Source organism: Methylobacterium sp. Leaf113 (assembly GCF_001423325.1).
Classification (GTDB): domain Bacteria; phylum Pseudomonadota; class Alphaproteobacteria; order Rhizobiales; family Beijerinckiaceae; genus Methylobacterium.
Genome location: NZ_LMNJ01000054.1, coordinates 116,659 through 138,189 on the forward strand (window position 1 = coordinate 116,659; position 21,531 = coordinate 138,189).

Annotated in this window: 22 protein-coding genes; 12 read left to right on the forward strand and 10 right to left on the reverse strand. The window is 70.7% G+C overall.

The features are described 5' to 3' along the window. Positions 1-103: 103 nt before the first annotated feature. From ASF60_RS23080 to ASF60_RS23090, 3 genes are read right to left on the reverse strand one after another with little or no spacing between them, the layout of a single operon-like run. Complete coding sequence (locus ASF60_RS23080) at positions 104-898, reverse strand: ABC transporter ATP-binding protein (protein WP_056190627.1); 795 nt, start codon at positions 896-898, stop codon at positions 104-106. 16 nt (positions 899-914) lie between these two features. Continuing rightward, positions 915-1,718 carry an ABC transporter permease gene (locus ASF60_RS23085; protein ID WP_056190629.1) on the reverse strand — a complete coding sequence of 268 codons (804 nt, stop codon included), beginning with the start codon at positions 1,716-1,718 and terminating at the stop codon, positions 915-917. 7 nt (positions 1,719-1,725) lie between these two features. After that, entirely contained in the window at positions 1,726-2,718 is a 993-nt protein-coding gene (locus ASF60_RS23090) for an ABC transporter substrate-binding protein (RefSeq protein ID WP_082508158.1), read from the reverse strand. Between the two features lie 115 nt (positions 2,719-2,833). Between ASF60_RS23090 and ASF60_RS23095 the strand changes: the two genes are divergently transcribed. The 4 genes from ASF60_RS23095 (at position 2,834) to ASF60_RS23110 (ending at position 7,473) form a co-directional block, all read left to right on the forward strand. Then, the gene (locus ASF60_RS23095) at positions 2,834-3,772 is read left to right on the forward strand and encodes a 3-hydroxyacyl-CoA dehydrogenase NAD-binding domain-containing protein (protein WP_056190630.1); all 939 of its coding nucleotides are present in this window, start codon (positions 2,834-2,836) and stop codon (positions 3,770-3,772) included. A 143-nt stretch (positions 3,773-3,915) separates the two neighbouring features. Further along, the gene (locus ASF60_RS23100) at positions 3,916-4,851 is read left to right on the forward strand and encodes a dihydrodipicolinate synthase family protein (protein WP_056190633.1); all 936 of its coding nucleotides are present in this window, start codon (positions 3,916-3,918) and stop codon (positions 4,849-4,851) included. 22 nt (positions 4,852-4,873) lie between these two features. Further along, entirely contained in the window at positions 4,874-6,592 is a 1,719-nt protein-coding gene (locus tag ASF60_RS23105) for an IlvD/Edd family dehydratase (RefSeq protein WP_056190636.1), read from the forward strand. Between the two features lie 89 nt (positions 6,593-6,681). After that, the gene (locus tag ASF60_RS23110) at positions 6,682-7,473 is read left to right on the forward strand and encodes a 2-keto-4-pentenoate hydratase (protein WP_056190638.1); all 792 of its coding nucleotides are present in this window, start codon (positions 6,682-6,684) and stop codon (positions 7,471-7,473) included. 38 nt (positions 7,474-7,511) lie between these two features. On the opposite strand, the gene ASF60_RS23115 is transcribed toward ASF60_RS23110, so the two are convergent. Next, on the reverse strand, positions 7,512-8,750 hold the full coding sequence (locus ASF60_RS23115) for a CaiB/BaiF CoA transferase family protein (protein WP_056190640.1): 1,239 nt from the start codon (positions 8,748-8,750) through the stop codon (positions 7,512-7,514). A gap of 154 nt (positions 8,751-8,904) precedes the next feature. On the opposite strand from ASF60_RS23115, the gene ASF60_RS23120 reads away from it, so the two are divergent. Beyond that, positions 8,905-10,134 carry an acyl-CoA dehydrogenase gene (locus tag ASF60_RS23120; protein ID WP_056190642.1) on the forward strand — a complete coding sequence of 410 codons (1,230 nt, stop codon included), beginning with the start codon at positions 8,905-8,907 and terminating at the stop codon, positions 10,132-10,134. 121 nt (positions 10,135-10,255) lie between these two features. Then, positions 10,256-10,909, forward strand: coding sequence for a TetR/AcrR family transcriptional regulator (locus tag ASF60_RS23125; RefSeq protein WP_162241346.1), 654 nt, complete (start codon positions 10,256-10,258; stop codon positions 10,907-10,909). Positions 10,910-10,937: 28 nt separating this feature from the next. Here ASF60_RS23125 and ASF60_RS23130 read toward each other — a convergent pair whose 3' ends face one another. From ASF60_RS23130 to ASF60_RS23135, 3 genes are all read right to left on the reverse strand, one after another. Beyond that, a complete protein-coding gene (locus tag ASF60_RS23130; RefSeq protein ID WP_056190646.1) occupies positions 10,938-11,150 on the reverse strand; it encodes a hypothetical protein in 213 nt (70 codons plus the stop codon). Further along, positions 11,150-11,281, reverse strand: coding sequence for a hypothetical protein (locus tag ASF60_RS26065; protein WP_274533606.1), 132 nt, complete (start codon positions 11,279-11,281; stop codon positions 11,150-11,152). Before ASF60_RS26065 ends, ASF60_RS23130 begins: the two co-directional genes overlap by 1 nt. Positions 11,282-11,404: 123 nt before the next feature. Continuing rightward, a complete protein-coding gene (locus ASF60_RS23135) occupies positions 11,405-11,779 on the reverse strand; it encodes a hypothetical protein (protein ID WP_056190648.1) in 375 nt (124 codons plus the stop codon). Between the two features lie 144 nt (positions 11,780-11,923). On the opposite strand from ASF60_RS23135, the gene ASF60_RS23140 reads away from it, so the two are divergent. Beyond that, complete coding sequence (locus ASF60_RS23140) at positions 11,924-13,003, forward strand: UV damage endonuclease UvsE (RefSeq protein ID WP_056190726.1); 1,080 nt, start codon at positions 11,924-11,926, stop codon at positions 13,001-13,003. Positions 13,004-13,022: 19 nt separating this feature from the next. Here the strand turns inward: ASF60_RS23140 and otnC are convergent, their stop codons facing one another. Together otnC and ASF60_RS23150 are read right to left on the reverse strand one after the other, a co-directional pair. Continuing rightward, positions 13,023-13,739 (reverse strand): 3-oxo-tetronate 4-phosphate decarboxylase, encoded by a 717-nt coding sequence (gene otnC, locus ASF60_RS23145; protein WP_056190650.1) that lies wholly within the window; start codon positions 13,737-13,739, stop codon positions 13,023-13,025. Between the two features lie 27 nt (positions 13,740-13,766). Beyond that, complete coding sequence (locus ASF60_RS23150; protein ID WP_056190652.1) at positions 13,767-14,783, reverse strand: LacI family DNA-binding transcriptional regulator; 1,017 nt, start codon at positions 14,781-14,783, stop codon at positions 13,767-13,769. Positions 14,784-15,008: 225 nt separating this feature from the next. On the opposite strand from ASF60_RS23150, the gene ASF60_RS23155 reads away from it, so the two are divergent. From ASF60_RS23155 to denD, 5 genes are all read left to right on the forward strand, one after another. Continuing rightward, on the forward strand, positions 15,009-16,319 hold the full coding sequence (locus ASF60_RS23155; RefSeq protein ID WP_056190729.1) for an MFS transporter: 1,311 nt from the start codon (positions 15,009-15,011) through the stop codon (positions 16,317-16,319). A gap of 133 nt (positions 16,320-16,452) precedes the next feature. Then, entirely contained in the window at positions 16,453-17,370 is a 918-nt protein-coding gene (gene ltnD, locus ASF60_RS23160; protein ID WP_056190653.1) for an L-threonate dehydrogenase, read from the forward strand. A gap of 14 nt (positions 17,371-17,384) precedes the next feature. Further along, positions 17,385-18,197 carry a 2-oxo-tetronate isomerase gene (otnI, locus tag ASF60_RS23165; RefSeq protein ID WP_056190656.1) on the forward strand — a complete coding sequence of 271 codons (813 nt, stop codon included), beginning with the start codon at positions 17,385-17,387 and terminating at the stop codon, positions 18,195-18,197. Continuing rightward, positions 18,194-19,486, forward strand: a complete 1,293-nt coding sequence (gene otnK / locus ASF60_RS23170; RefSeq protein WP_056190658.1) for a 3-oxo-tetronate kinase — start codon at positions 18,194-18,196, stop codon at positions 19,484-19,486. The genes otnI and otnK overlap by 4 nt, the downstream gene beginning before the upstream one ends. 17 nt (positions 19,487-19,503) lie before the next feature. After that, positions 19,504-20,463: a D-erythronate dehydrogenase gene (gene denD, locus ASF60_RS23175; RefSeq protein WP_056190660.1), complete on the forward strand. Its 960-nt coding sequence runs from the start codon at positions 19,504-19,506 to the stop codon at positions 20,461-20,463. Between the two features lie 40 nt (positions 20,464-20,503). On the opposite strand, the gene ASF60_RS23180 is transcribed toward denD, so the two are convergent. Then, positions 20,504-21,508: an aldo/keto reductase gene (locus ASF60_RS23180; protein WP_056190662.1), complete on the reverse strand. Its 1,005-nt coding sequence runs from the start codon at positions 21,506-21,508 to the stop codon at positions 20,504-20,506. Positions 21,509-21,531 lie beyond the last annotated feature (23 nt).

The window sequence follows — 21,531 nt, forward strand, 5'->3', positions numbered from 1 at the left end:
GTGCGGATCACACGCGGATCGAAACGTCAGGATCCAGCCCTGATCAGGCCGGGGCGACGACCGGGCGAGCCCGGTTCCGGGTCCCACCGGCGGGGGTTGCAGTTCAGTCCACCGCGGCCCCGTGCAGCTCCGCGCTGGTGAAGCGCTGCTGCTCGGCCATCACCAGGCCGGCGAGTTCCCGCTTGAGGGCGTTGAACTCGCCCGAGGCGGTGTCGCGCGGGCGTGGGATCTCGACCGTGAGGTCGCGCTTGATGCGGCCCGGCCGGTAGGTCATCACCAGGATGCGATCGGCGAGATAGATCGCCTCCTCGATCGAGTGGGTGACGAAGATCACCGTCTTGCGGGACTCGGCCCAGATCCGTAGCAGCTCGTCCTGCAGGGTGCGGCGGGTCAGGGCGTCCAGCGCCCCGAACGGCTCGTCCATCAGCATCACGGGCGGGTCCAGCGCCAGGATGCGGGCGATGGCCACGCGCTGGCGCATGCCGCCGGACAGGTCCTTCGGGTAGCGCTTGCGGAAATCCGACAGGCCGAGGGTGGCGACGATGCGGTCCACCGTCACCGTGGCGTCGGCGCGCGGCACGCCCTGGATGTCGAGGCCGAAGCGGACGTTGTCCTCCACGTTCATCCAGGGAAACAGGGCGTATTCCTGGAAGACCATGCCCCGGTCCGGGCCCGGCTCCGTCACCGGGCGCCCGCCCATGCGGATCTGCCCGGCGCTGAGGGGCATGAAGCCCGCCACCGCGTTGAGCAGGGTGGACTTGCCGCAGCCGGACGGCCCGAGCAGGCAGAGGAACTGCCCCTCCGGCACCGTCGCGGTGATGTCGTCCAGCGCCGGCACGGCGCTGGCGCCCGTCCCGAACACCTTGCTGGCGTGGGCGATCTCGATCTGCGCCGACATGATCAGCCGTCCCGGTTCAGCGTTCAAGGCCGCGATGCCAGCGCAGGAGGTGGTCGTTGAGGCGCGACATCGCCCCGTCGATGATGAGGCCGAGGATGCCGATGGTGAGCATGCCGCCGATGATCTTGTCCGACCACATGTACTCGCGCGCCTCGAGGATGCGGTAGCCGAGGCCGTCCGAGACCGCGATCATCTCGGCCACGATGACCACGATGAAGGCGGTGCCGATGCCGATACGCATGCCTGCGAGCACGTAGGGGCTCGCCGCCGGCAGGATCACCCGGCGGAACATCGTCCAGGGCTTCGCCCCGAGATTGCGGGCGGCGCGGATGTAGATCGAATCCACCTGCCGCACGCCCGCGATGGTGTTGACCAGCACGGGGAAGAAGGTCCCGAGCGCGATCAGGAACAGGGCCGGCGGGTTGCCGAGGCCGAACCACACGATGGCCAGCGGGATGTAGGCGATGGGCGGAATCGGCCGCAGGATCTGGAGAAGCGGGTTGAACAGCCCATAGAGCCGGTCGCTGGTGCCGAGGATGAGCCCGACCGGCACCGCGAGCCCGGCGCCGACGCAGAACCCCATGAGGACGCGCGCGAGGCTCGCCACCGCGTCGTGCGGCATCTCGCCGGAGACCAGCCACTGCCCGTAGCTCTCCGTCGCCGGATCGTAGGGCAAGCCGGGCAGGAGGCCCTGGTACCACTTCACCGCCACCGCGCTCGGCGGCGGCAGGACGATCGGGGAGAACACGCCGGCCCGGCTGAGGATCTCCCACAGGACGAGGAGGACGAGGGGGACGAGAGCGCCGCGAAACCGGTTCATGGTCCGCTCAGTTCGTCTTGAGCTCGGCCTTGGCCTTGTCGAGGAGGTCGGTCTTCACCCACTCGGCGTCGGATTTCGGCGGGTTCACCATCTTCCCGAGGCCGTACTTCGTCATGTAGTCGGTCGTGGTCTGCATGTGCCCGGCCGGCACGTCGTAGGTGTACTTCGCGTTGGCCATGCCGTCGCGAAAATCCTGGCTCGAGAGCTGGCCCTTGAACACCGTTTCGCGGACGTACTTCTCGGCGAGCGCCGGATCGTCGATGAAGGCCTTGGTGGCGGCCACGAACAGCTTGAGGACCCTGGCGGCGACCTCGGGCCGCTCGTTGTACATCTTCTCGGTCATCACCAGCGGGCGCACCGGCACGCCGATGGGGGTGTCGTAGGGCTTGACCACCTCGGTGGCGTAGCCCGCGCTGATGGCCTGGGTCGATTGCGGCTCGCTCTGGCAGATCACGTCGACGTATTTCTGCGCGAGCGCCTGGTTCAGGTCGGCGTAGTTGTTGAAGTAGATCAGCTGCACGTCCTTGCCGGCCCGCTCGGACCAGGTCATCCCGTGCTTGTCGAGCTCGGCCAGCAGCATCAGATCCTGGGTGCCGCCCCGCACGGTGGCGACCTTGAGGCCCTTCACGTCCTTCAGGGTCTTGACCGTGTCGAGGTCGGGCCGGCGCAGGATGCGGACGCCGCCATTGGCGAAACCCGCCACCACGTAGAGCTTCACGCCGTTGCCGCGCGCCGCCACCGCGCCATCGGCGCCCGAGGCCGAGATGTCGATCTGGTCCACCGCCATGGCGGGGTAGATGTCGGCTCCCTTGGCGAAGACCTTCTCGTCGATCTTCAGGCCGTATTTCGGGGCGATCTCCTTCATGTAGGAGATCGCCCCGTAATGGGCGAACTTCAGGTTGCCGAGGCGCACCACGTCGTCGGCCCGGGCGCTGCCGAGAGCCCCCAGGGTCGCGAGAACGAACAGGGCTGCGCGCGTCGTCGCGTGGCGCTTGAACATCGGTGTCCTCCGGTCGCGGGTCGTGGCGCCCGCTTTGTCCGCCGTGAAAACGGTCGGTACAGTCTTGAGTTAAGCGTATTCTGGATTCGAATGTAAAGCGCCGGGAGGGAGAGTTTTGGCAGGCCTTGAAACGGATGAAATCGGCCGGGTCACCGTGCTGGGCTGCGGCACCCTGGGTGCCAGCTGGGCCGCCCTGTTCCTGGCTCACGGCCTCGATGTGGCGGCCTGCGATCCTGCGCCCGGGTTCGAGGCGAGCGCCGGCCGGGCGATCGAGGCGGCGCGCGCGCAGTTGGCCGAGCTGGGCTTGCGCGGGCAGGGCGCGCTGCAATTCTACGGCCGCCCGGAGGACGCCCTCGCCGGCACGGACTACGTGCAGGAGAACGCGCCGGAGAACGAGGCGGTGAAGCGCACCCTGCTGGCGGAGGTCGATCGCCTGCTGCCGCCCTCGATCCTCGTGGCGTCGAGCACCTCGGCGATGCTGCGCAGCGCCCTCGTGGCCGATTGCGTCCGGCCGGAGCGGATCCTGGTGGCGCATCCGTTCCACCCGCCCCACCTCGTGCCGCTGGTGGAGATCGTCGCCGGCACGCCCGCGGTGGCGGCGCGGGCCGCGGCCTTCTATGCCCGCCTCGGGCGCCGGCCCGTGATCCTCGACCGCGAGATGCCGGGCCACATCGCCAACCGCCTCGCCTCGGCCCTGTACCGGGAGGCGGTGAACCTCGTGGCCGAGGGCGTGGCGAGCGTCGCCGACATCGATGCCGCCCTGTGTAACGGTCCCGGCCTGCGCTGGGCCGCGATGGGCCCGCACATGACCTATCACCTGGGCGGCGGGGCGGGCGGCATCCGCCACTATCTCGACCATCTCGGCCCGAGCCAGGAGCGGCGCTGGGCCAGCCTCGGCACCCCGAGCCTGACGGAGGCGGTCAAGAACCGGATCGTGGACGGAATCGAGGCCGAGGCCGCCGGCCGCTCGCTCGAGGTCCTGGCCGAGCGCCGCGACCGGTCCCTCATCGAGATCCTCAAGGCCCGCATCGAGGTGGCAGGGGAGGGCTCCTGAAGCCTCGCGCGGACCGCCCGATCCGCGGCCGGCCGCGGTCCGACCTCGTCACCCCGGCAGCGCCGACGATCCCCCGACAATCCCCTGCCACTTCCTCGTCACTTGCCCGTTCCTCGGCCCCGCCGACCCCCAAGGAGGACACCATGGCTCTGACCAGCGCGATCAAGGGGGTGATCCCCATCGCCCCGACCCCCTTCCATCCCGACGGCCGGGTCGACGAGGCCTCCCTCGACCGGATGTGCGGGGTCTTCTCGGGCGCGGGCGTCGATGGCGTCACCATCCTGGGCCAGCTCGGCGAAGCGCCGAAGCTCGACCATGCCGAGGCGGTCGCCATCGCCAAGCGGGTCGTCGGGCGCCTGGATATCCCCGTCCTCGTCGGTGTTTCGGCACCCGGTTTCGCCGCCATGCGGTCGCTCGCCCGCGAGGTGATGGATCTGGGTGCGGCCGGCGTCATGATCGGGCCGCCCAACACCCTGCGCACCGACGATCAGGTGGTGGCCTATTACCGCAACGCCGCCGAGGCGATCGGCGCCGACGTGCCCTTCGTGATCCAGGATTACCCGCTGACCTTCTCGGTGGTGATGACCCCCGCGGTCATCCGCCGGATCGTCACCGAGAATCCGTCCTGCGTCATGCTCAAGCACGAGGATTGGCCGGGGCTCGACAAGATCACGGCGCTGCGCGCCTTCGAGCAGGACGGTTCGATGCGCCACATCGCGATCCTCACCGGCAATGGCGGCCTGTTCCTCGACTTCGAGATGGAGCGCGGCGCGGACGGCGCCAACACCGGCTACGCCTTCCCGGAGATGCTGGTCGACGTCGTGCGGCTGTCGAAGGCCGGCGCGCGCGATGCGGCGCACGACCTCTTCGACGCACACCTGCCGTATCTGCGATACGAACAGCAGCAGGGTCCCTTAGGCCTCGCGGTGCGCAAGTACGTTTTCCAGAAGCGCGGCATCTTCGCCTCGGATGCCCAGCGCAAGCCGGCCGCGAGCCTGTCGGCGCAGGGTAGGGCGGAGGTCGACTACCTTCTGTCGCGCATCGCCCGCGTCGACCCGCGCGCCCGCGTGGCGCCCTGACATCCGGAACGGGACACGCATCATGAGCAAAGGTCTGCGCAAGGGCCTCACCAGCTACGGCGACGCGGGCTTCTCCCTGTTCCTGCGCAAGGCCTTCATCAAGGCGGCGGGCTACTCGGACGATGCCCTCGACCGGCCCATCGTCGGCATCACCAACACGGCGAGCGACTACAACCCCTGCCACGGCAACGCCCCCGCCCTGATCGAGGCGGCCAAGCGCGGGGTGATGCTGGCCGGCGGCCTGCCGATGGTGTTCCCGACGATCTCGATCCACGAGTGCTTCGCCCACCCGACCTCGATGGTCCTGCGCAACCTGATGGCCATGGACACCGAGGAGATGCTGCAGGCCCAGCCGATGGACGCGGTCCTCGTCATCGGCGGCTGCGACAAGACTCTGCCGGCGCAGATCATGGCGGCGGCGAGCGTCGACCTGCCCACCGTGGTCATCCCGGTCGGCCCGATGGTGGTGGGCCACCACAAGGGCGAGGTGCTCGGCGCCTGCACCGATTGCCGCCGGCTCTGGAGCGCTCATCGGGCCGGCGCGATCGATGCCGAGGAGATCGAGCGGGTCAACAGCCGCCTCGCCCCCTCCGTCGGTACCTGCATGGTGATGGGCACGGCCAGCACCATGGCCTGCGTCACGGAAGCGCTCGGCCTGTCGCTGCCGATGAGCGCCACCGTGCCGGCGCCCCATGCCGAGCGCATCCGCATCGCCGAGGCGAGCGGTCGCCGCGCCGCCGAGATGGCGGTCTCGGGCGGCCCGCGGCCGAGCGAACTCCTGACACCGGCCGCCTTCCGCAACGCCCAGGTGGTGATGCAGGCGATCGGCGGGTCGACCAACGGCCTGATCCACCTGACCGCCATCGCCAATCGGACGCCGCACGGCATCGATCTCGACGCCTTCGACGCAATCGGCCGGGCCGTGCCCGTGCTGGTCGACCTCAAGCCCTCGGGCCAGCACTACATGGAGCATTTCCACCATGCGGGCGGCCTGCCGACCCTGCTCCGGAACCTGGGATCGCTGATCGATCGCGACGCCCGCACCGTGGCGGGCGGCACCTTGCGGGACGTGGTGGCGCAGGCTGAGGACGTGCCGGGCCAGACCGTGATCCGCTCCGCCGGAGACCCGATCAAGCCGGTCGGCGCCATGGCGGTCCTGCGCGGCAATCTCGCCCCACGCGGCGCCCTGATCAAGCACAGCGCCGCAAGCCCCGCCCTGCTTCAGCACACCGGCCGGGCGGTGGTGTTCACCTCGATCGCCGACATGACCACCCGGATCGACGATCCCGACCTCGACGTCGGACCGGACGACGTCCTCGTCCTCCAGAACGGCGGACCGAAGGGCGCCCCCGGCATGCCCGAGGCGGGCTACCTGCCGATTCCGAAACAGATCCTGGCGCGCGGGATCAAGGACATGGTGCGGATCTCCGATGCGCGCATGAGCGGAACCGCCTTCGGCACCATCGTCCTCCACATCACGCCGGAATCGGCCGTTGGCGGCCCCCTCGGCCTCGTCCGGACCGGCGACCTCATCCGCCTCGACACCGCGGGCCGGCGCATCGACGTGCTGGTCGACGATGCGGAGCTGGAGCGGCGCCGGATCGCGCTCGGACCGCCCGTCAGACCGGATTGGGCCAGGCGCGGCTACTTGCACCTGTTCTACGAGACGGTGCTGCAGGCGGACGAAGGCTGCGACTTCGATTTCCTGCGGGCCGAGCCTTCTCCGGACAGGGCGCGCTGAGGAAAGAGGCGCATTCGGGCGCAGGAATCCGGTAGAGAATCCGGGAGGGGATCGGTCGCGCTCCGCTCCGCCCGACAGCAAGGTCCGCCATGCCCGATACGTTCGATTCCGATACCTTCGATCCCCGGCCCGCCGCGGAGCTGCTGCGGGATGCCTATCGCGACGGGCGGCCCTTCGTCGAATTGCCGGAGGCCGTCCGCCCGCGCACGATGGCGGAGGGCTACGACGTCCAGGATCGGCTCCTGGCCGCCCTCGGCGCGGAATCCGTCGGCTGGAAGCTCGCCATCGGCAGTCACAAGGGCAAGCGCAGTTCCGGCGTCGGCCGCTCCATCGCGGGCCGGGTGCTGAAGGATCACCTTCACGCCGACGGCGCCGCGCTCCGGATGCCGCATGCCGGCGCGGTCACGATCGAGTTCGAGATCGCGTACCGGATCGCCCGCGATGTCGCCCCGGACGCTCCCGTGGTCCCGGCGGCCGACATCGTCGGCGAGACCTGCGCGGCGTTCGAACTCGTGCTGTCCCGGTTCTTCGATCGCCGCGCCGTCGGCTGGCCGAGCTTCGCCGCCGACAATTCCGCCTTCCAGGCCCTGGTGCTCGGCCCGGCGATTCCGGCGGCCGACCTCGCCGAGGTGGCGCGCAGCCTCGTGGTCGAGGTCGACGGGACCGAGCGGGTCCGCGCCGTCACGGGCGACGACGTGACCGACCCGCTCGCCGCGCTCACCGACCTGATGGCCGTGGCGCGCGAGCGCGGCATGACTCTTCCCGCCGGCAGCATCGTCTCCACCGGCACACTCTCGGTGCCGTTCGACCTGGCGGGGCCGGGCCGGATCACGGCGCGCTTCGCGGGCCGGAGCCTCGGGTTCACGCTGCTGCCGGTTTGAAGACGCCTGCGGGTTCGAGGGATCGCCCTCGGGTCGCGCTACGGTTTTCCGTCCACCGGCTCCGCCCGGATCTCTCCCACGCGCCGCGCGTCGGATTCCGCTCGGATCTCGGCGCTCGACGCCCCGAGGGCCGGCGGCATCAGGCGGACGGGCAGGCGCTCCCCGTCGAGGCGATAGGGCGGGGCGAGGACGTGGGCGCCCGGATGGGCGTCGCCGCCCTGGGGCAGCACGAGGGTACCGGCCCGCGCCCGATCGGAGGTCAGGGCCTCGTGCAGACCCAGCACCTCGCCGCAGGGAATACCCGCCGCGTCCAGCCGGGCGACGAGATCGGCCCGGGTCCAGCGGGCGAGTTCGGCCTCGAGCGCCGGCAGGAACTGCGACCGGTTGCGCGAGCGCTCCAGGTTGGTGGAAAAGCGCGGATCGGAGGCGAGGTCGGGACGCTCCAGCACCTGCTCGCACAGGCGGCGGTACTGGCCGTTGTTGCCCACCGCCAGGACGATCGGGCCGTCCCCGGTCTCGAACACGCCGTAGGGCGCGATCGACGGATGGGCGTTGCCGGCACGGACGGGATCGTGCCCCCGCACCATCGCCTCCAGGCCGCAATAGGCGGTGAGCGCCACGCCGCAATCGAACAGGGCCAGTTCGACGTGGCGCCCGAGCCCGGTGCGCTCGCGCTCGAACAGGGCGGCGAGCACCCCCTGGGTCGCGTATTGCCCGGTGAAGAGGTCGACCGCCGCGAGGCCGAACTTCAGGGGGGGCCGGTCGGCCTCGCCGTTCAGCGCCATCAGGCCGGCCTCGCCCTGCACCACGATGTCGTAGCCCGGCCGCGTCGCCTCGGGGCCGTCCGAGGCGTAGCCGGAGATCGAGCAGTAGATCAGGCGCGGGTTCTCGGCGCTGAGGTCCGCGTAGCCGAGGCCGAGGCGATCGGCGCCGCCGGTCTTGAAATTCTGCACCACCACGTCGCTGGACCGGGCGAGATCGCGCGCGGTCGCCAGCCCCTCCGGGGTGGCGAGGTCGAGGGTGATCGAGCGCTTGTTGCGGTTGGCGCTGTCGAAATACGAGGTGTTGGTGGCGCCCGTGCGCAGGCCCCAGTCGCGGGTGTCGTCGCCCCGCTCCGGGTGCTCGACCTTGATCACTTCGGCCCCGAGATCGCCCAGGCACATGGCGCACCAGGGGCCGGCGAGCACGCGCGAGAGATCGAGCACGCGGATGCCGGTCAGCGGCAGGGCCGGCGATGGGGGCTGTGGGCCGCCGTCCTGCGCCGTCGTCTCGCCCATACGTGTTCTCCCATCCCTGCGCCGCCCGGCACGACGCCCTCCGGCGCGGTGCCTGTCTACCAGGAATTCGCCCCGTTCCACTCCGGCGCCGCGCGGGTGGCCTCTCCGGCGCGGCCTGATAGGATCGCCGGAACAGACAATTCGAGGAACGCCGATGAACGCTCCGACGCGCCCGCCCGGCTCAGCCGCGCCGACAGCCCCCGCTTCCGCCGGCTTCGCCTGGGACGATCCCTTCCTGATGGACGACCAGCTCACCGAGGACGAGCGCGCCATCCACGAGGCGGCCCGGTCCTTCGCGCAGGAGGAACTCCTGCCCGGCATCGTCGAGGCCTACGCCCACGAGACCCCCAACCCCGAACTCTTCGCCAAGATGGGCGCGCGCGGGCTGCTGGGCGTGACCCTGCCGGAGGAATACGGCGGCGCCGGCGCCACGTACGTCGCCTACGGCCTCGTCGCTCGCGCCGTCGAGGCGGTGGATTCCGGCTACCGCTCGATGATGAGCGTGCAATCCTCGCTGGTGATGTACCCGATCCACGCCTACGGCTCGGACGACCAGCGCCGCAAGTTCCTGCCCAAGCTCGCCGCCGGCGAGTGGATCGGCTGCTTCGGCCTGACCGAGCCCGATGCCGGCTCGGACCCGGCCGGCATGAAGACGAAGGCCGTGAAGACCGACGGGGGCTATCGCCTATCGGGAGCCAAGATGTGGATCTCGAACGCGCCCTTCGCCGACGTGTTCGTGGTCTGGGCCAAGTCCGAGGCGCATGAGGGCGCGATCCGGGGCTTCATCCTGGAGAAGGGCATGCCGGGTCTCTCGGCCCCGACCCTGAAGGGCAAGCTTTCGCTCCGCGCCTCCACCACGGGGGAGATCGTGATGGCGGATGTCGAGGTGGGGGAGGACGCGCTTCTGCCCAACGTCTCGGGCCTGAAGGGGCCGTTCGGCTGCCTCAACCGGGCACGCTACGGCATCGCCTGGGGCGCCATGGGGGCGGCGGAGGATTGCTGGCACCGGGCGCGGTCCTACACCCTGGAGCGCCAGCAATTCGGCCGGCCGCTCGCCCAGACCCAGCTCGTTCAGAAGAAGCTCGCCGACATGCAGACCGAGATCGCCCTCGGCCTCCAGGCCGCACTGCGGGTCGGGCGCCTGTTCGACGCGGGGCGGATGGCGCCCGAGATGATCTCGCTGATCAAGCGCAACAATTGCGGCAAGGCCCTCGACATCGCCCGGGTCGCCCGCGACATGCACGGCGGCAACGGCATCATGGGCGCGTACCATGTGATGCGCCACGCCCAGAACCTCGAGACGGTGAACACCTACGAAGGCACGCACGACGTCCACGCGCTCATCCTCGGCCGGGCGCAGACGGGGCTGCAGGCGTTCTTCTGAAACGGCAGGAGGGGCGAGCCGGATCAACATGGCGGAACCGGGTCCACATGGCGTTGGTGCCGCCGCCCTGGTGTTCGCCGGGCAGGGCTGGCATCGTTTCCCCGGGGGAGGACACCGCGCCGTGACTCAGAGGGACGTGACGCCGTCGCCGGTCCGGCGCCTCGGCCGCCCGCCGCGCGGGACCGAGGGCGACGTCCTGCTGCGCGTCCTGGCCGCAGCCAAGGCGGTGTTCCTCAACGAGGGCTTCGAAGCGGCGAGCATCGACGCGATCGCGGGTTCCGCCGGCCTGTCGAAGAAGACGATCTACACGCGCTTCACCTCCAAGGTCGATCTTTTCGAAGCCGTCTGCGTGCGCTTCATCGAGGAGAACGTGCCCTCCATCGAGCGGGTGGCGGCCGAGGCGGGCTCCCTGGAGGAGCGGCTCCACCGCATTGCCCTCGCCATCCTCGAGACGGTCCTGACCCCCGACTGCATCGCGTTCCGGCGGGTGATGGTGGCCGAGGCTGCGCGCTTCCCGGAATTCGCCCGCGCGCTCCATGATTTCGGATTGGCACGCGTGGTGCCCCTGGTCGAGCGCTGCCTGGAGGAGGGGGTCCGGTCCGGCGAGATCGCCGTGGAGGATGTCCGGCACGCGGCGGACGCCTTCCTGGGGCTGACCATCCGGGGATTCGTCGACCGGACGGAACTCGGCCTGGAGCGGCCGGGCATGACCCACGTCAAGCGCGAGACGTTGAAGCGCTCGCTGGATTTCTTCCTGCGGGCCTGCCGGCCCTGAACGCGGTCCCCGCCGTGCGACGCGGGTCCTACGGCGCCTTGGCGGGCGGGAAGGCGGTTCCCGGACAATTGGCGGCGAGCCCCGTATCGCCGACCCGGTCGGGTGCGCAGGCGGGAATGGCCGGGCGGCCGCCACTCTCGATGCGCGCCTCCTGCAACCGCTCGAACTTCCACAGGCCGAGGCCGATCACCACCAGGATGGCGAGCAATGCGGCGCCCGCGAGCGGCAGCCAGCGCGGCATCAGCGGGCGCTCGCGCCGGCTTCCGGCACCGGCTGGGTGTGGGCGGTGTCGCCGTGCTTGACGAAGGTGAACAGGATCACCCCTGCCAGGAGAGCGACGGCGGCGATGAAGACGGGAAACAGGCGACGCATCGGAAGAAGACCACGCTGATCGAACGGAGCGCCGGGTGTGCGCCGGCGGAGGTGTGTAACGCGCGGACCGGCGCCTGGGTCGCAGGATCCGTCATCACGAATTGGGCGGCGGGGAAGATGGCGTCAGCCGCCCGCCGTGAGCCGCTGACCGGCCTCGCCGTAGCCGAGCCGCGCGCCCTCGCGATTGACGATCCCGAAGCGCAGGGTCGCCTGTTCGAGGTAGTCGATCGCCGCGACGAGGGCGCGGCGCGCCGGCTCGACGGCCTTGGGCTCGTCGTCGGGCGGCGTCTCGGCGAAGTTGACGGCGGCGATGAGCACCCGGTCGCGCTCGTCCTCGATCCGGCGATCGCGTTCGACGCGCCCGCGGATGTCGGCGTCGAAGGCGGCCACGACCGCGAAGGGAAAGTCGTCGCGGCGCGACCCCTTCGGGTAGGCCAGGGTCAGCCTGCGGGCGAGGTCGGCCGCGTGCCGGACCTGATCAGCGAGTTTGGCGTCCATCGGGGCTCCGGGGCCGGCGTGGGAGCCGGCACGTTACGCTTGCACCAGACCACCCTGCACAAGGGTTCGGCGCCGGGGCAACGCGCCTGGGCCGGCCGGGGGTTCCGGCCGTGCACCAATGGCGTTCCGCCGCGTTATCGCCCCATGACCGATTCAACACCCCGCCTCGGCTTCTGCTGCAAGTTCATCCTCGAGGCCCCGCCCGAGAGCTTCAAGACCCTGAAGGCCGCCCGCGAGGCGACCCTGCAGATGAATCTCACCCACGCCACCATGGCGCATCTGAAGACGCTGGCGCCCGCCGCGCGGCGGGCGAAGCTCGAGGGTCTGGTGCGCCACAACCTCGGCGCCCTGGAGCGGCAGGTGGCCTGGGTCGCCGCCCGGCCCGTGATCGAGCGCCTGCTGCGGATCGCCAGCAACGTCCTGCCCGGCTACACCCACGCGGTGGCGCAGGACATCTACGCCGAACCCGAGATGCGCCGCCTCGTCGAGGACGGCCTCGCCCGGATCGGCGCCATCGCGCGGGACGGGGCGGTGCGCCTGAGTTTCCATCCGGGGCCGTTCTGCGTCATCGCCTCGCAGAACCCGAATGCCGAGCGCAACGGCATCGAGGAACTCGAGCACCACGCCGAACTCATGGCGATGCTCGGCTACGGCCAGGGCTGGCATCCGCAGGGGGCCCACATCAACATCCATGTGGGCGCCCGCGACCCCGGCATCGCCGGCTTCCGGGCCAGCCTGCCCAAGCTCTCGCAGACGGCGCGCGACCTCCTTACGGTCGAGAACGACGAGAACGTCTTCGGGCTCGACACGGTGCTGGGCCTCGCCGACGTCGTTCCGGTGGTGCTCGACCTGCACCATCACTGGGTCGAGAGCCGGGGCGCGTATATCGAGCCCGACGACCCGCGCGTGATGCGCGTGCGCGAATCCTGGCGCGGGGTGCGCCCCGTGGCGCATATCAGCGTCTCGCGCGAGAGCCTGCTGGAGGGCCACGCACCCGACGCCCTGCCAGATTTCGCCGCGCTGACGGAGGCCGGCCACAACTGGCGCGACCTCGCCGCCCATTCGGACATGATGTGGAACCGGGCTGTCAACGCCCTGGTGGCCCGCCACATGGCCTGGGCCGATTTCGAGATTGAGGCGAAATCCAAGAACATCGCCTCGGTCGGCATCGCCGCCGAGATCGCGGCCGCCCTGCCGGGGGCGCAGATCGAGGTGGCAGCCTGAATCGACGCCGGTCGCGGTCTCAATGCCCGTGGTCGTGCCCGTCCGGCTCCGGCAGGGTCAGGCCGAAATGGCTGACGAGATCCTGGACCTGCCCTGGGCTGAGGTGGCGCGGATTGAGGTTGCGCAGGAGGAGGTAGAGCTTGGCCGTCTCCTCCAGCTCCTCGGTGGCGAAGACCGCGTTCTCCAGGGTGGTGCCGGCCACCACCGGGCCGTGATTGGCCAGCAGCACCGAGGCGTAGCGGCCGGCGAGCCCCCGGATCGCGTCCGCCACCGCCGGGTCGCCGGGTCGGTAATACGGCACCAGGGCCGTGGCGCCGGCCCGCATCAGGTAATAGGGCGTCAGCGGGGGCAGCACCGCCTTCGGGTCGATCTCCGGCAGCATCGAAACCGCGACCGCGTGGGTCGAGTGCAGGTGGACGATGGCGCGCGCCTCCGTGCGGCTGTCGTAGAGCGCCGCGTGAAGCGGAATCTCCTTCGTGGGCGCGTGTCCCGAGACCAGGGCGCCCGTCGCGTCCAGGCGCGAGATCGTGGCCGGATCGAGGAAGCCCAGCGAGGCGTTGGTGGGCGTCACCAGCCAGCCGCCGTCGTCGAGGCGGAGCGAGATGTTGCCCGACGAGCCCGGCGTCAGGCCGCGCTCGAACAGCGAGCGGCCGAACCGGCAGATCTGTTCGCGAAGCCGGGACTCGCTCGGTGTAGTCTCGCTCGATGTTCTCTCGCTCGATGTTCTCTCGCTCATGGCGTTCCTTGATCGTGAGGGGCGATCTCAGGCGGTGGCGCCGGGGATCAGTTCATAGCCGAGATCGATCACCTCCGGCGGGCCGTCCGCTCCGAGGCGCTCGGCCGCCATCGCGCCGATCTCCAGGCGCGGGGTGCGGATGGTGGCGAGGGGCCGGGGCATCGCCGCGGCGATGTCGAGGGCGTTGAAACCGAACAGGGCGAGGCGCCCCGGCACCGCGATGCCTTCGGCGAGGCAGTGGAAGTAGCCGCCGAGCGCCATGTCGTCGTTGGAGAAGTAGACCGCGTCGAGGTCGGGCCGGCGGGCGAGGAGTTGTCCCAGGGCCTCCCGCCCGGCCGCCGCCGAGGAGGGGCCCGACGCGATCGCGCGCTCCACCAGGGGATGGCCGGCCTGGACCAGCGTCTCGCAGAACCCCGCCAACCGCTTGGCCGCGCGCAGGTCCCGCGTGATGTCGTGCCCGACATAGCCGATGCGGCGGTAGCCCCGGTCGAGCAGGTGCCGGGCGCTGTCGCAACCCACCGCCCGGTTCGAGAACCCCACCACGATGTCGAGGCCGGTGCCGTCGGTATCGATCATCTCGACGACACGGATGCCGCTCGCCCGCAGGCGCGCGACCGCACCGGGCGTGTGCTCCAGGCCGGTGACGATGAGACCGGCCGGGCGCCAGGAGAGCAGGGCGCCGATCAGCGCCTCCTCGCGGCTCGGGTCGTAGTCCGAGACCCCGATCACGCTCTGGAAACCGTCGCGGTCGAGGGCGGCGTTGGCGCCGCGCAGGAGATCCGGGAACACGATGTTGGTGAGCGACGGGATGATGATGCCGACCAGCTTGGCGCCCGCCGTGGTACCGGAGCCCGCCAGCATGCCGGCCAGGCGGTTCGGCACGTAGCCGAGGCGCGCCACCGCCTCCGCGACCCGATCCTGGGTGCGCTTCGAGAACGAGCCCTGGTTGCGCAGGACGCGGGAGACCGTGCTCTCGCCGACCCCGACCGCGCGGGCGACGTCGGCCAGGGTCACGAGCCGGCGCTCGGGCTCATGCACGTTCATCGGCGACCTTCATCCTCGGGGCAGGGACGGCAGAGCCATAGCAAGGTTAGCGACCCGCAACAATCAGATTGGCAGCGCTGCCAATCACTGTTATCCAAGATGCAAGCGCTGCCAACAGGAGTCGCGCACCGATAAAATTCTGCAACGCCAGAACGGTGATCCGCAAAGCGGGCGCCCGCAGGAGGAAACATGACCGTGCAAGCTTCAACGGCGAAGGCTTCGACCATGCCGGGCGCATCCGCGCGCGGCGCCGGCGCGCCCTCGTCGGATTTCGTCGAGCAGACCTACACGAAGGTATTCTGGCGGCTCGTGCCGTTCCTGATGCTCTGCTACGTGGTCGCCTATCTCGACCGCGTGAACGTGGGCTTCGCCAAGCTGCAGATGTCCCAGGAGCTGGGCTTCAGCGAGACGGTCTACGGCCTCGGCGCCGGCCTGTTCTTCATCGGCTACTTCCTGTTCGAGGTGCCCTCGAACGTCATCCTGCACCGGGTCGGCGCCCGGGTCTGGATCGCCCGCATCATGATCACCTGGGGCATCATCTCGGCCGGGTTCATGTTCGTGAACTCCGCGACCTCGTTCTACCTCATGCGCTTCCTGCTCGGCCTCGCGGAGGCCGGCTTCTATCCGGGCGTGATCCTCTACACGACGACCTGGTTCCCGGCTCATCGCCGCGCCCGGGTGATCGCGGTGTTCATGTCGGCGATCCCGGTCTCGGGCATCTTCGGCAACCCGCTCTCCGGCTGGATCATGGACACGTTCAACGGCACGCACGGCCTGTCCGGCTGGCAGTGGATGTTCCTGATCGAGGCGGTGCCGGCGGTGCTGGTGGGTCTCGCCGTGTTCTTCTATCTCGACAACCGCCCCTCGGAAGCCAAGTGGCTGAACGCCGCCGAGAAGCAGGTCATCGAGCGCGACATCGCCGCCGACGGCGCCGGCAAGGAACAGAGCCCGCATTCCATCGCCACCGTGTTCCGCAACGGCCGGATCTGGTTCATGAGCCTGATCTACTTCGCCTTCGTCACCGGTCAGTACGGCCTGACCTTCTGGATGCCCACCATCGTCAAGGCGTCCGGCATCCAGGGCAACCTCAACATCGGTCTCGTCAGCGCGATCCCGTTCCTGTTCGCGGTCTTCGTCATGATCCTGCTCGGCCGCAGCGCCGACCGGATGCGCGAGCGGCGCTGGCACCTCATCGTCCCGGCCCTCTGCGGCGCGGTCGGCTTCGTGGTCGCGGCCAGCACCGGCAGCACGGTCGTGGCCATCGCGGCGCTGGCCGTGGCGGCCGGCGGCGTGCTCACCTGCGCGCCGCTGTTCTGGTCCCTGCCCACCGCCTTTCTCAGCGGCGCGGGTGCGGCGGCCGGCATCGCGCTGATCAACTCGGTGGGCAACCTCGCGGGCTTCGCCAGCCCCTACGTGATCGGGGCCCTGCGCGATTCCACCGGCAGCACCGCCGCCGGCATGTACGCGCTCGCCGTGATGCTGGTGATCGGCGCGGTCTGCGTGTTCGTCACCCCGAAGCACGTGGTCAATCGCTGAGCCGGACGGATCCGAAACCCACACCGTGATTCCGGGGCTGCGCAGCAGAACCCGGGATGACGGGGTGAGTGGCAGGAGCATCCGTTCGATCCGCCTTCCCCTGATTTCGAAATTCCATCCGACAGGTCCCTCCATGAGCACGAACACCCAGAACCGCCGCGTAGCCGTGATCGGCCTCGGCTCCATGGGCGCCGGCATGGCCGGTTCGCTCCTCCGGGCCGGCTTCCAGGTCACCGCCTGCGACGTGAACGCGGAAGCGGTCGCGCGCTTCGCCGAGAGCGGGGGACAGGCGGCGGCGAACCCGGCGGCGGCGGCGGCGGGCGCCGACGTGGTGGTCTGCGTCGTGGTCAACGCCGCCCAGACCGAAGCGGTGCTGTTCGGGCCGGACGGGGCTGCCGAGACCATGCCCGAGGGCGCCGTGTTCGTCTCCTCCGCCACCATGGACCCGGCCATCGCCCGGCGCCTCGCGGCCCGGCTGGAGGAGACCGGACGGCACTATCTCGACGCCCCGATGAGCGGCGGCGCGGTCCGGGCGGCGGACGGCGAACTCACCTTCCTGGCCTCCGGCAGCACGGCGGCCTTCGATGCCGCCCGACCGGCCCTGGAGGCGATGGCCGGCAAGCTCTACGCGCTCGGCGACGCGGCCGGGCAGGGGGCCGCCTTCAAGATGATCAACCAGCTGCTCGCGGGCGTGCACATCGCGGCCGCCAGCGAGGCCATGAGCTTTGCCGCCAAGCAGGGGCTCGACCTGCGCAAGGTCTACGAGGTGATCACGGCCTCAGCCGGCAATTCCTGGATGTTCGAGAACCGCATGCCGCACGTGATCGACGGCGATTACAGCCCGAGAAGCGCGGTCGACATCTTCGTCAAGGATCTGGGCATCGTGCAGGACATGGCGCGGGCGGAAAAGTACCCCGTGCCGGTGGCGGCCGCCGCCCTGCAGATGTTCCTGATGGCGTCGGGCTCCGGCATGGGCCGGGACGACGACGCCTCGGTGGCCCGCCTCTACGCCCAGGTGGCCGGCGTCACCCTGCCGTCGCCCAAGGCCTGAAGGGAGAACAGCCGATGCCGCGTTTTGCCGCCAACCTCACCCTGATGTTCACCGAACGCCCCTTCCTCGACCGCTTCGCGGCGGCCCGGGAAGCGGGCTTCACCGCCGTCGAATTCCTGTTCCCCTACGACCATCCGCCCGAGGCCATCGCCGAGCGCTTGGCGCAGTACGGCCTTACCCAGGCCCTGTTCAACCTGCCGCCGGGCGATTGGGCGGCGGGCGAGCGCGGCCTCGCCGCCCTGCCGGACCGGTTCGCGGAGGTGCAGGCGGGCGTCGAGACCGGCCTGACTTACGCGAAGGCCACCGGCGTGGCCCGGCTCCACCTCATGGCCGGCATGGCGGATGCGCAGGATCCGGCGGCGCAGGCGGCCTATCGCCGGGCCGTGGCCTGGACCGCCGAGCGGGTGGGTCGCGAAGGGCTCGACCTCGTGCTCGAGCCGATCAACGCCCGCAACATGCCGGGCTACTTCCTCAACGACTTCGCCATGGCCGCCCGCCTGATCGAGGACCTCGCCCTGCCGAACCTGAAGCTGCAGTTCGACCTCTACCATTGCCAGATCCTGCACGGGGACGTGACCACCCGCCTGCGGACCCTGATGCCGATGGTCGGGCACGTCCAGACCGCGAGCGTGCCCACCCGGCACGAGCCCGGCACCGGCGAGATGAACGACGCCTTCCTCTTCGCCGAGCTCGACCGCCTCGGCTATGCGGGCTTCGTCGGCTGCGAGTACAACCCGGCCGGCGGCACAGGGGAGGGCCTCGGCTGGTTCGAGCCCTACCGCGCGTCGCAGGGACAGCAGGCGCAAATCCGGGAGGCCACCCGATGAGCCTCGCCCTCGGATCGGTGGCCGACGACTATACCGGCGCCTCGGACCTCGCCAACACGCTGACCCAGGCCGGCCTGCGCACCGTGCAGACCATCGGCATCCCGGCCGACGACCTCGATCTGGCCGGGGTCGATGCCGTGGTGGTGGCCCTCAAGAGCCGCTCCATCCCGGCTGCGGACGCGGTGGCGCGCTCCCGCGCGGCCGTGGCCTGGCTGCGTGGCCGGGGCGCCGCCCACGTCCTGTTCAAGATCTGCTCGACCTTCGATTCGACCGATCAGGGCAATATCGGTCCCGTCCTGGACGCCCTGCGGGGCGATGCGGGCGAGGCCATCGCCCTCGTCACGCCCGCCTTCCCGGAGACCGGACGCACCGTCTACCAGGGCAACCTGTTCGTCGGCGCCGTGCCGCTGAACGAGAGCCCGCTCAAGGACCATCCCCTCAACCCGATGCGCGACGCCAACCTCGTGCGGGTGCTGGCCCGCCAGAGCGCGGCGCCCGTGGGCCTCGTGGATTTCGCCACTGTGGCGAAGGGGCCGGACGCCGTCGCCGCGCGCCTCGACGCGCTCGCCGCCGAGGGCGTGGGCGCGGCCATCGCGGACGCCGTGAGGGAGACCGATCTCGAAATCCTCGGGGTGGCGGCGCTCGGCCATCGCATCTCGGTGGGCGCCTCGGGCCTCGGCCTCGGCCTCGCCCGCGCGCTCGTGGCGGCCGGCCGGGCGGCGGCGCCGGACAGCGCCTCGGATCTCGGCGCGCCCGTTGGGGGCCTGGCCGCCTGCCTCGCCGGAAGCTGCTCGCAGGCGACGCTCGGACAGATCGCGGCGGCGCAAGCCGTGATGCCGGTGCGGCGCCTCGACCCCGAGCGCCTGCTCGCCGCGGGTGAGGCCGAGATCGAGGCCGCCGTGGCCTGGGCCGGCGAGCATGTCGGCGCCGGCCCCGTCCTCATCGCCAGCAGCGCCGAGCCCGAGACCGTGCGCGCTCTCCAGGCCCGCCACGGTGGCGACCGGGTCGGCCATGCCATCGAGGCCGCTTTGGCCCGCATCGCCGGGGACCTGGTGGCGCGCGGTGTGCGCCGCCTCGTGGTGGCGGGCGGCGAGACCTCCGGCGCGGTCGTCGACACGCTCGGGCTGAAGGCCTTCCGTCTCGGTCCCGAGATCGCCGCCGGGGTGCCGGTGCTCCGGACGATGGGGCAAGGGGCAGCCGGCCTCGGCGATCCCATGCTGCTCGCTCTCAAGTCCGGCAATTTCGGCGGCCGCGACTTCTTCTCCCGCGCCCTCGACCTGATGCGCTGAGCCCGAAAGGACGCCCCATGCACGCTCTGATCCTCGGCGCCGCCGGCATGATCGGCCGACGCCTCACCGACGCCCTCGCCGCGCAGGGCGATGCCCGCGCCCTCACCCTGGTGGACGTGGTGGAGCCGACGCCGCCGACGGGCTTCACCGGCCCTGTCGCCACGGCCGCCGCCGACCTCGCGATCCCGGGCGCGGCGGAGGCCGCCATCGCGGGCCGGCCGGACGTGATCTTCCACCTCGCGGCGATCGTGTCGGGCGAGGCGGAGGCCGACCTGGAGAAGGGCTACCGGGTCAATCTCGACGCCACGCGCCTGCTTCTCGACGCGATCCGGCAGGCCCACGGGGCGGAGGGCTACCGGCCCCGCGTGGTCTTCACCTCGTCGCTGGCGGTGTTCGGGCCGCCGCTTCCGGGCGTGATCCCGGACGACATGATCCTGACGCCGGCCACCTCCTACGGCACCCAGAAGGCAATGGGCGAGTTGCTGCTCGCCGATTACACCCGGCGCGGCTTCCTCGACGGCATCGGCTTGCGCCTGCCCACCATCTGCGTACGGCCGGGCAAGCCGAACAAGGCGGCCTCCGGGTTCTTCTCCGGGATCATCCGCGAGCCGCTGGCCGGCCAGGAGGCGATCCTGCCGGTGCCCGACAGCGTGCGCCACTGGTTCGCCAGTCCACGCTCGGCCACCGAATACCTTCTGCACGCCGCCCGCATCGACCTTGGTCCCCTCGGCCTGCGCCGCAGCCTGACCATGCCGGGGATCTCGGCGACGGTGGCCGACGAGATCGAGGCCCTGCGCCGCGTGGGCGGTGATCCGGCGGTGGCGCTGATCCGGCGTGAACCGAATCCGGCCATCCAGGCGATCGTGGAGACCTGGCCGGAGGCCTTCGATACCCGCCGCGCCCTGGAACTGGGCTTCAAGGGTGACGCCAGCTTCGACGCGCTGGTGGAGTTGCACCTGGCCGAGACGCGGGGGTAAACAGGCTGAACGCGCCTCCCTTCCCCCGCACAATGGCGTTTTACCCCCGCACGCGCCCCTCGATCGGATAGGCCGGATCGTTGTAGCCCGGGGTCGAGGGGTGGCCGGTGACGACGTGGGCGTCGACCAGCGCCTCGTCCTCGTCCGTGAAGGTGTAGCCGAGAGCGCCCAGATACTCGTCCCACTGCGCCTCCGTGCGCGGCCCGGCGATGACCGAGGTGACGGTGCGGTTGGCCAGCACCCAGTTCACCGCGAACTGCCCCGCCGTCAGCCCGCGCGCGGCCGCGTGGGCCTGGAACGTGCGGGCGATCACCAGGGATTCCGGGCGCCATTCCGTCTGCATCATGCGGGTGTCCTGGCGCCCCGCGCGGGTGCCTTCGGGGGGCGGGGCATCGGGATCGTACTTCGCGGTCAGCACGCCGCGGGCGAGCGGCGAGTACGGCACCACGCCGAGGCCGTAATGGGCGCAGGCCGGCAGGTGCTCGGTCTCCGGCATCCGGTTCAGGGCGTTGTAGTAGGGCTGGCTCACCACCGGACGGTCGATGCCGAGATCGTCGCACAGGCGGCAGATCTCGGCGACGCGCCAAGCCCGGTAGTTCGAGACGCCGAAGTAGCGGATCTTGCCCTGGCGCACGAGCTGCGCGATGGCGCCGATGGTCTCAGCCAAGGGCGTCGTGTGGTCCTCCTTGTGGAGGTAGTAGATGTCGATGACGTCGGTGCCGAGCCGCCGGAGGCTGGCCTCGGCGGCGCGCAGCACGTGGGCGCGGGACAGGCCCCGGTCGTTGACGCCCGGCCCCATCGGGTTGGCGACCTTGGTGGCCAGCACCCAGGCCTCGCGGTCCCGGGCGATCGCCCGGCCCACCACCTCCTCGGAGCGGCCCTCGTTGTAGACGTCCGCCGTGTCGAGAAAGTTGATCCCGGCGCTCCGGGCGCTGTCGATGATGCGGCCGGCGGTGGCCTCGTCGGTGGGGCCGCCGAACATCATGGTGCCGAGACAGAGCGGCGAGACCTTGAGGCCCGAACGGCCGAGATTGCGATACTGCATCGTGTGCGTTTCACTCCGTCGGG

Coding starts and splice junctions, on each gene's coding strand:
- ASF60_RS23080 (WP_056190627.1), bottom strand. CDS start 898: ATGTCGGCGCAGATCGAGATCGCCCACGCCAGCAAGGTGTTCGGGACG.
- ASF60_RS23085 (WP_056190629.1), bottom strand. CDS start 1,718: ATGAACCGGTTTCGCGGCGCTCTCGTCCCCCTCGTCCTCCTCGTCCTG.
- ASF60_RS23090 (WP_082508158.1), bottom strand. CDS start 2,718: ATGTTCAAGCGCCACGCGACGACGCGCGCAGCCCTGTTCGTTCTCGCG.
- ASF60_RS23100 (WP_056190633.1), top strand. CDS start 3,916: ATGGCTCTGACCAGCGCGATCAAGGGGGTGATCCCCATCGCCCCGACC.
- ASF60_RS23105 (WP_056190636.1), top strand. CDS start 4,874: ATGAGCAAAGGTCTGCGCAAGGGCCTCACCAGCTACGGCGACGCGGGC.
- ASF60_RS23110 (WP_056190638.1), top strand. CDS start 6,682: ATGCCCGATACGTTCGATTCCGATACCTTCGATCCCCGGCCCGCCGCG.
- ASF60_RS23115 (WP_056190640.1), bottom strand. CDS start 8,750: ATGGGCGAGACGACGGCGCAGGACGGCGGCCCACAGCCCCCATCGCCG.
- ASF60_RS23120 (WP_056190642.1), top strand. CDS start 8,905: ATGAACGCTCCGACGCGCCCGCCCGGCTCAGCCGCGCCGACAGCCCCC.
- ASF60_RS23130 (WP_056190646.1), bottom strand. CDS start 11,150: ATGCCGCGCTGGCTGCCGCTCGCGGGCGCCGCATTGCTCGCCATCCTG.
- ASF60_RS26065 (WP_274533606.1), bottom strand. CDS start 11,281: ATGCGTCGCCTGTTTCCCGTCTTCATCGCCGCCGTCGCTCTCCTGGCA.
- ASF60_RS23135 (WP_056190648.1), bottom strand. CDS start 11,779: ATGGACGCCAAACTCGCTGATCAGGTCCGGCACGCGGCCGACCTCGCC.
- ASF60_RS23140 (WP_056190726.1), top strand. CDS start 11,924: ATGACCGATTCAACACCCCGCCTCGGCTTCTGCTGCAAGTTCATCCTC.
- otnC (WP_056190650.1), bottom strand. CDS start 13,739: ATGAGCGAGAGAACATCGAGCGAGAGAACATCGAGCGAGACTACACCG.
- ASF60_RS23150 (WP_056190652.1), bottom strand. CDS start 14,783: ATGAACGTGCATGAGCCCGAGCGCCGGCTCGTGACCCTGGCCGACGTC.
- ASF60_RS23155 (WP_056190729.1), top strand. CDS start 15,009: ATGCCGGGCGCATCCGCGCGCGGCGCCGGCGCGCCCTCGTCGGATTTC.
- ltnD (WP_056190653.1), top strand. CDS start 16,453: ATGAGCACGAACACCCAGAACCGCCGCGTAGCCGTGATCGGCCTCGGC.
- otnI (WP_056190656.1), top strand. CDS start 17,385: ATGCCGCGTTTTGCCGCCAACCTCACCCTGATGTTCACCGAACGCCCC.
- otnK (WP_056190658.1), top strand. CDS start 18,194: ATGAGCCTCGCCCTCGGATCGGTGGCCGACGACTATACCGGCGCCTCG.
- denD (WP_056190660.1), top strand. CDS start 19,504: ATGCACGCTCTGATCCTCGGCGCCGCCGGCATGATCGGCCGACGCCTC.
- ASF60_RS23180 (WP_056190662.1), bottom strand. CDS start 21,508: ATGCAGTATCGCAATCTCGGCCGTTCGGGCCTCAAGGTCTCGCCGCTC.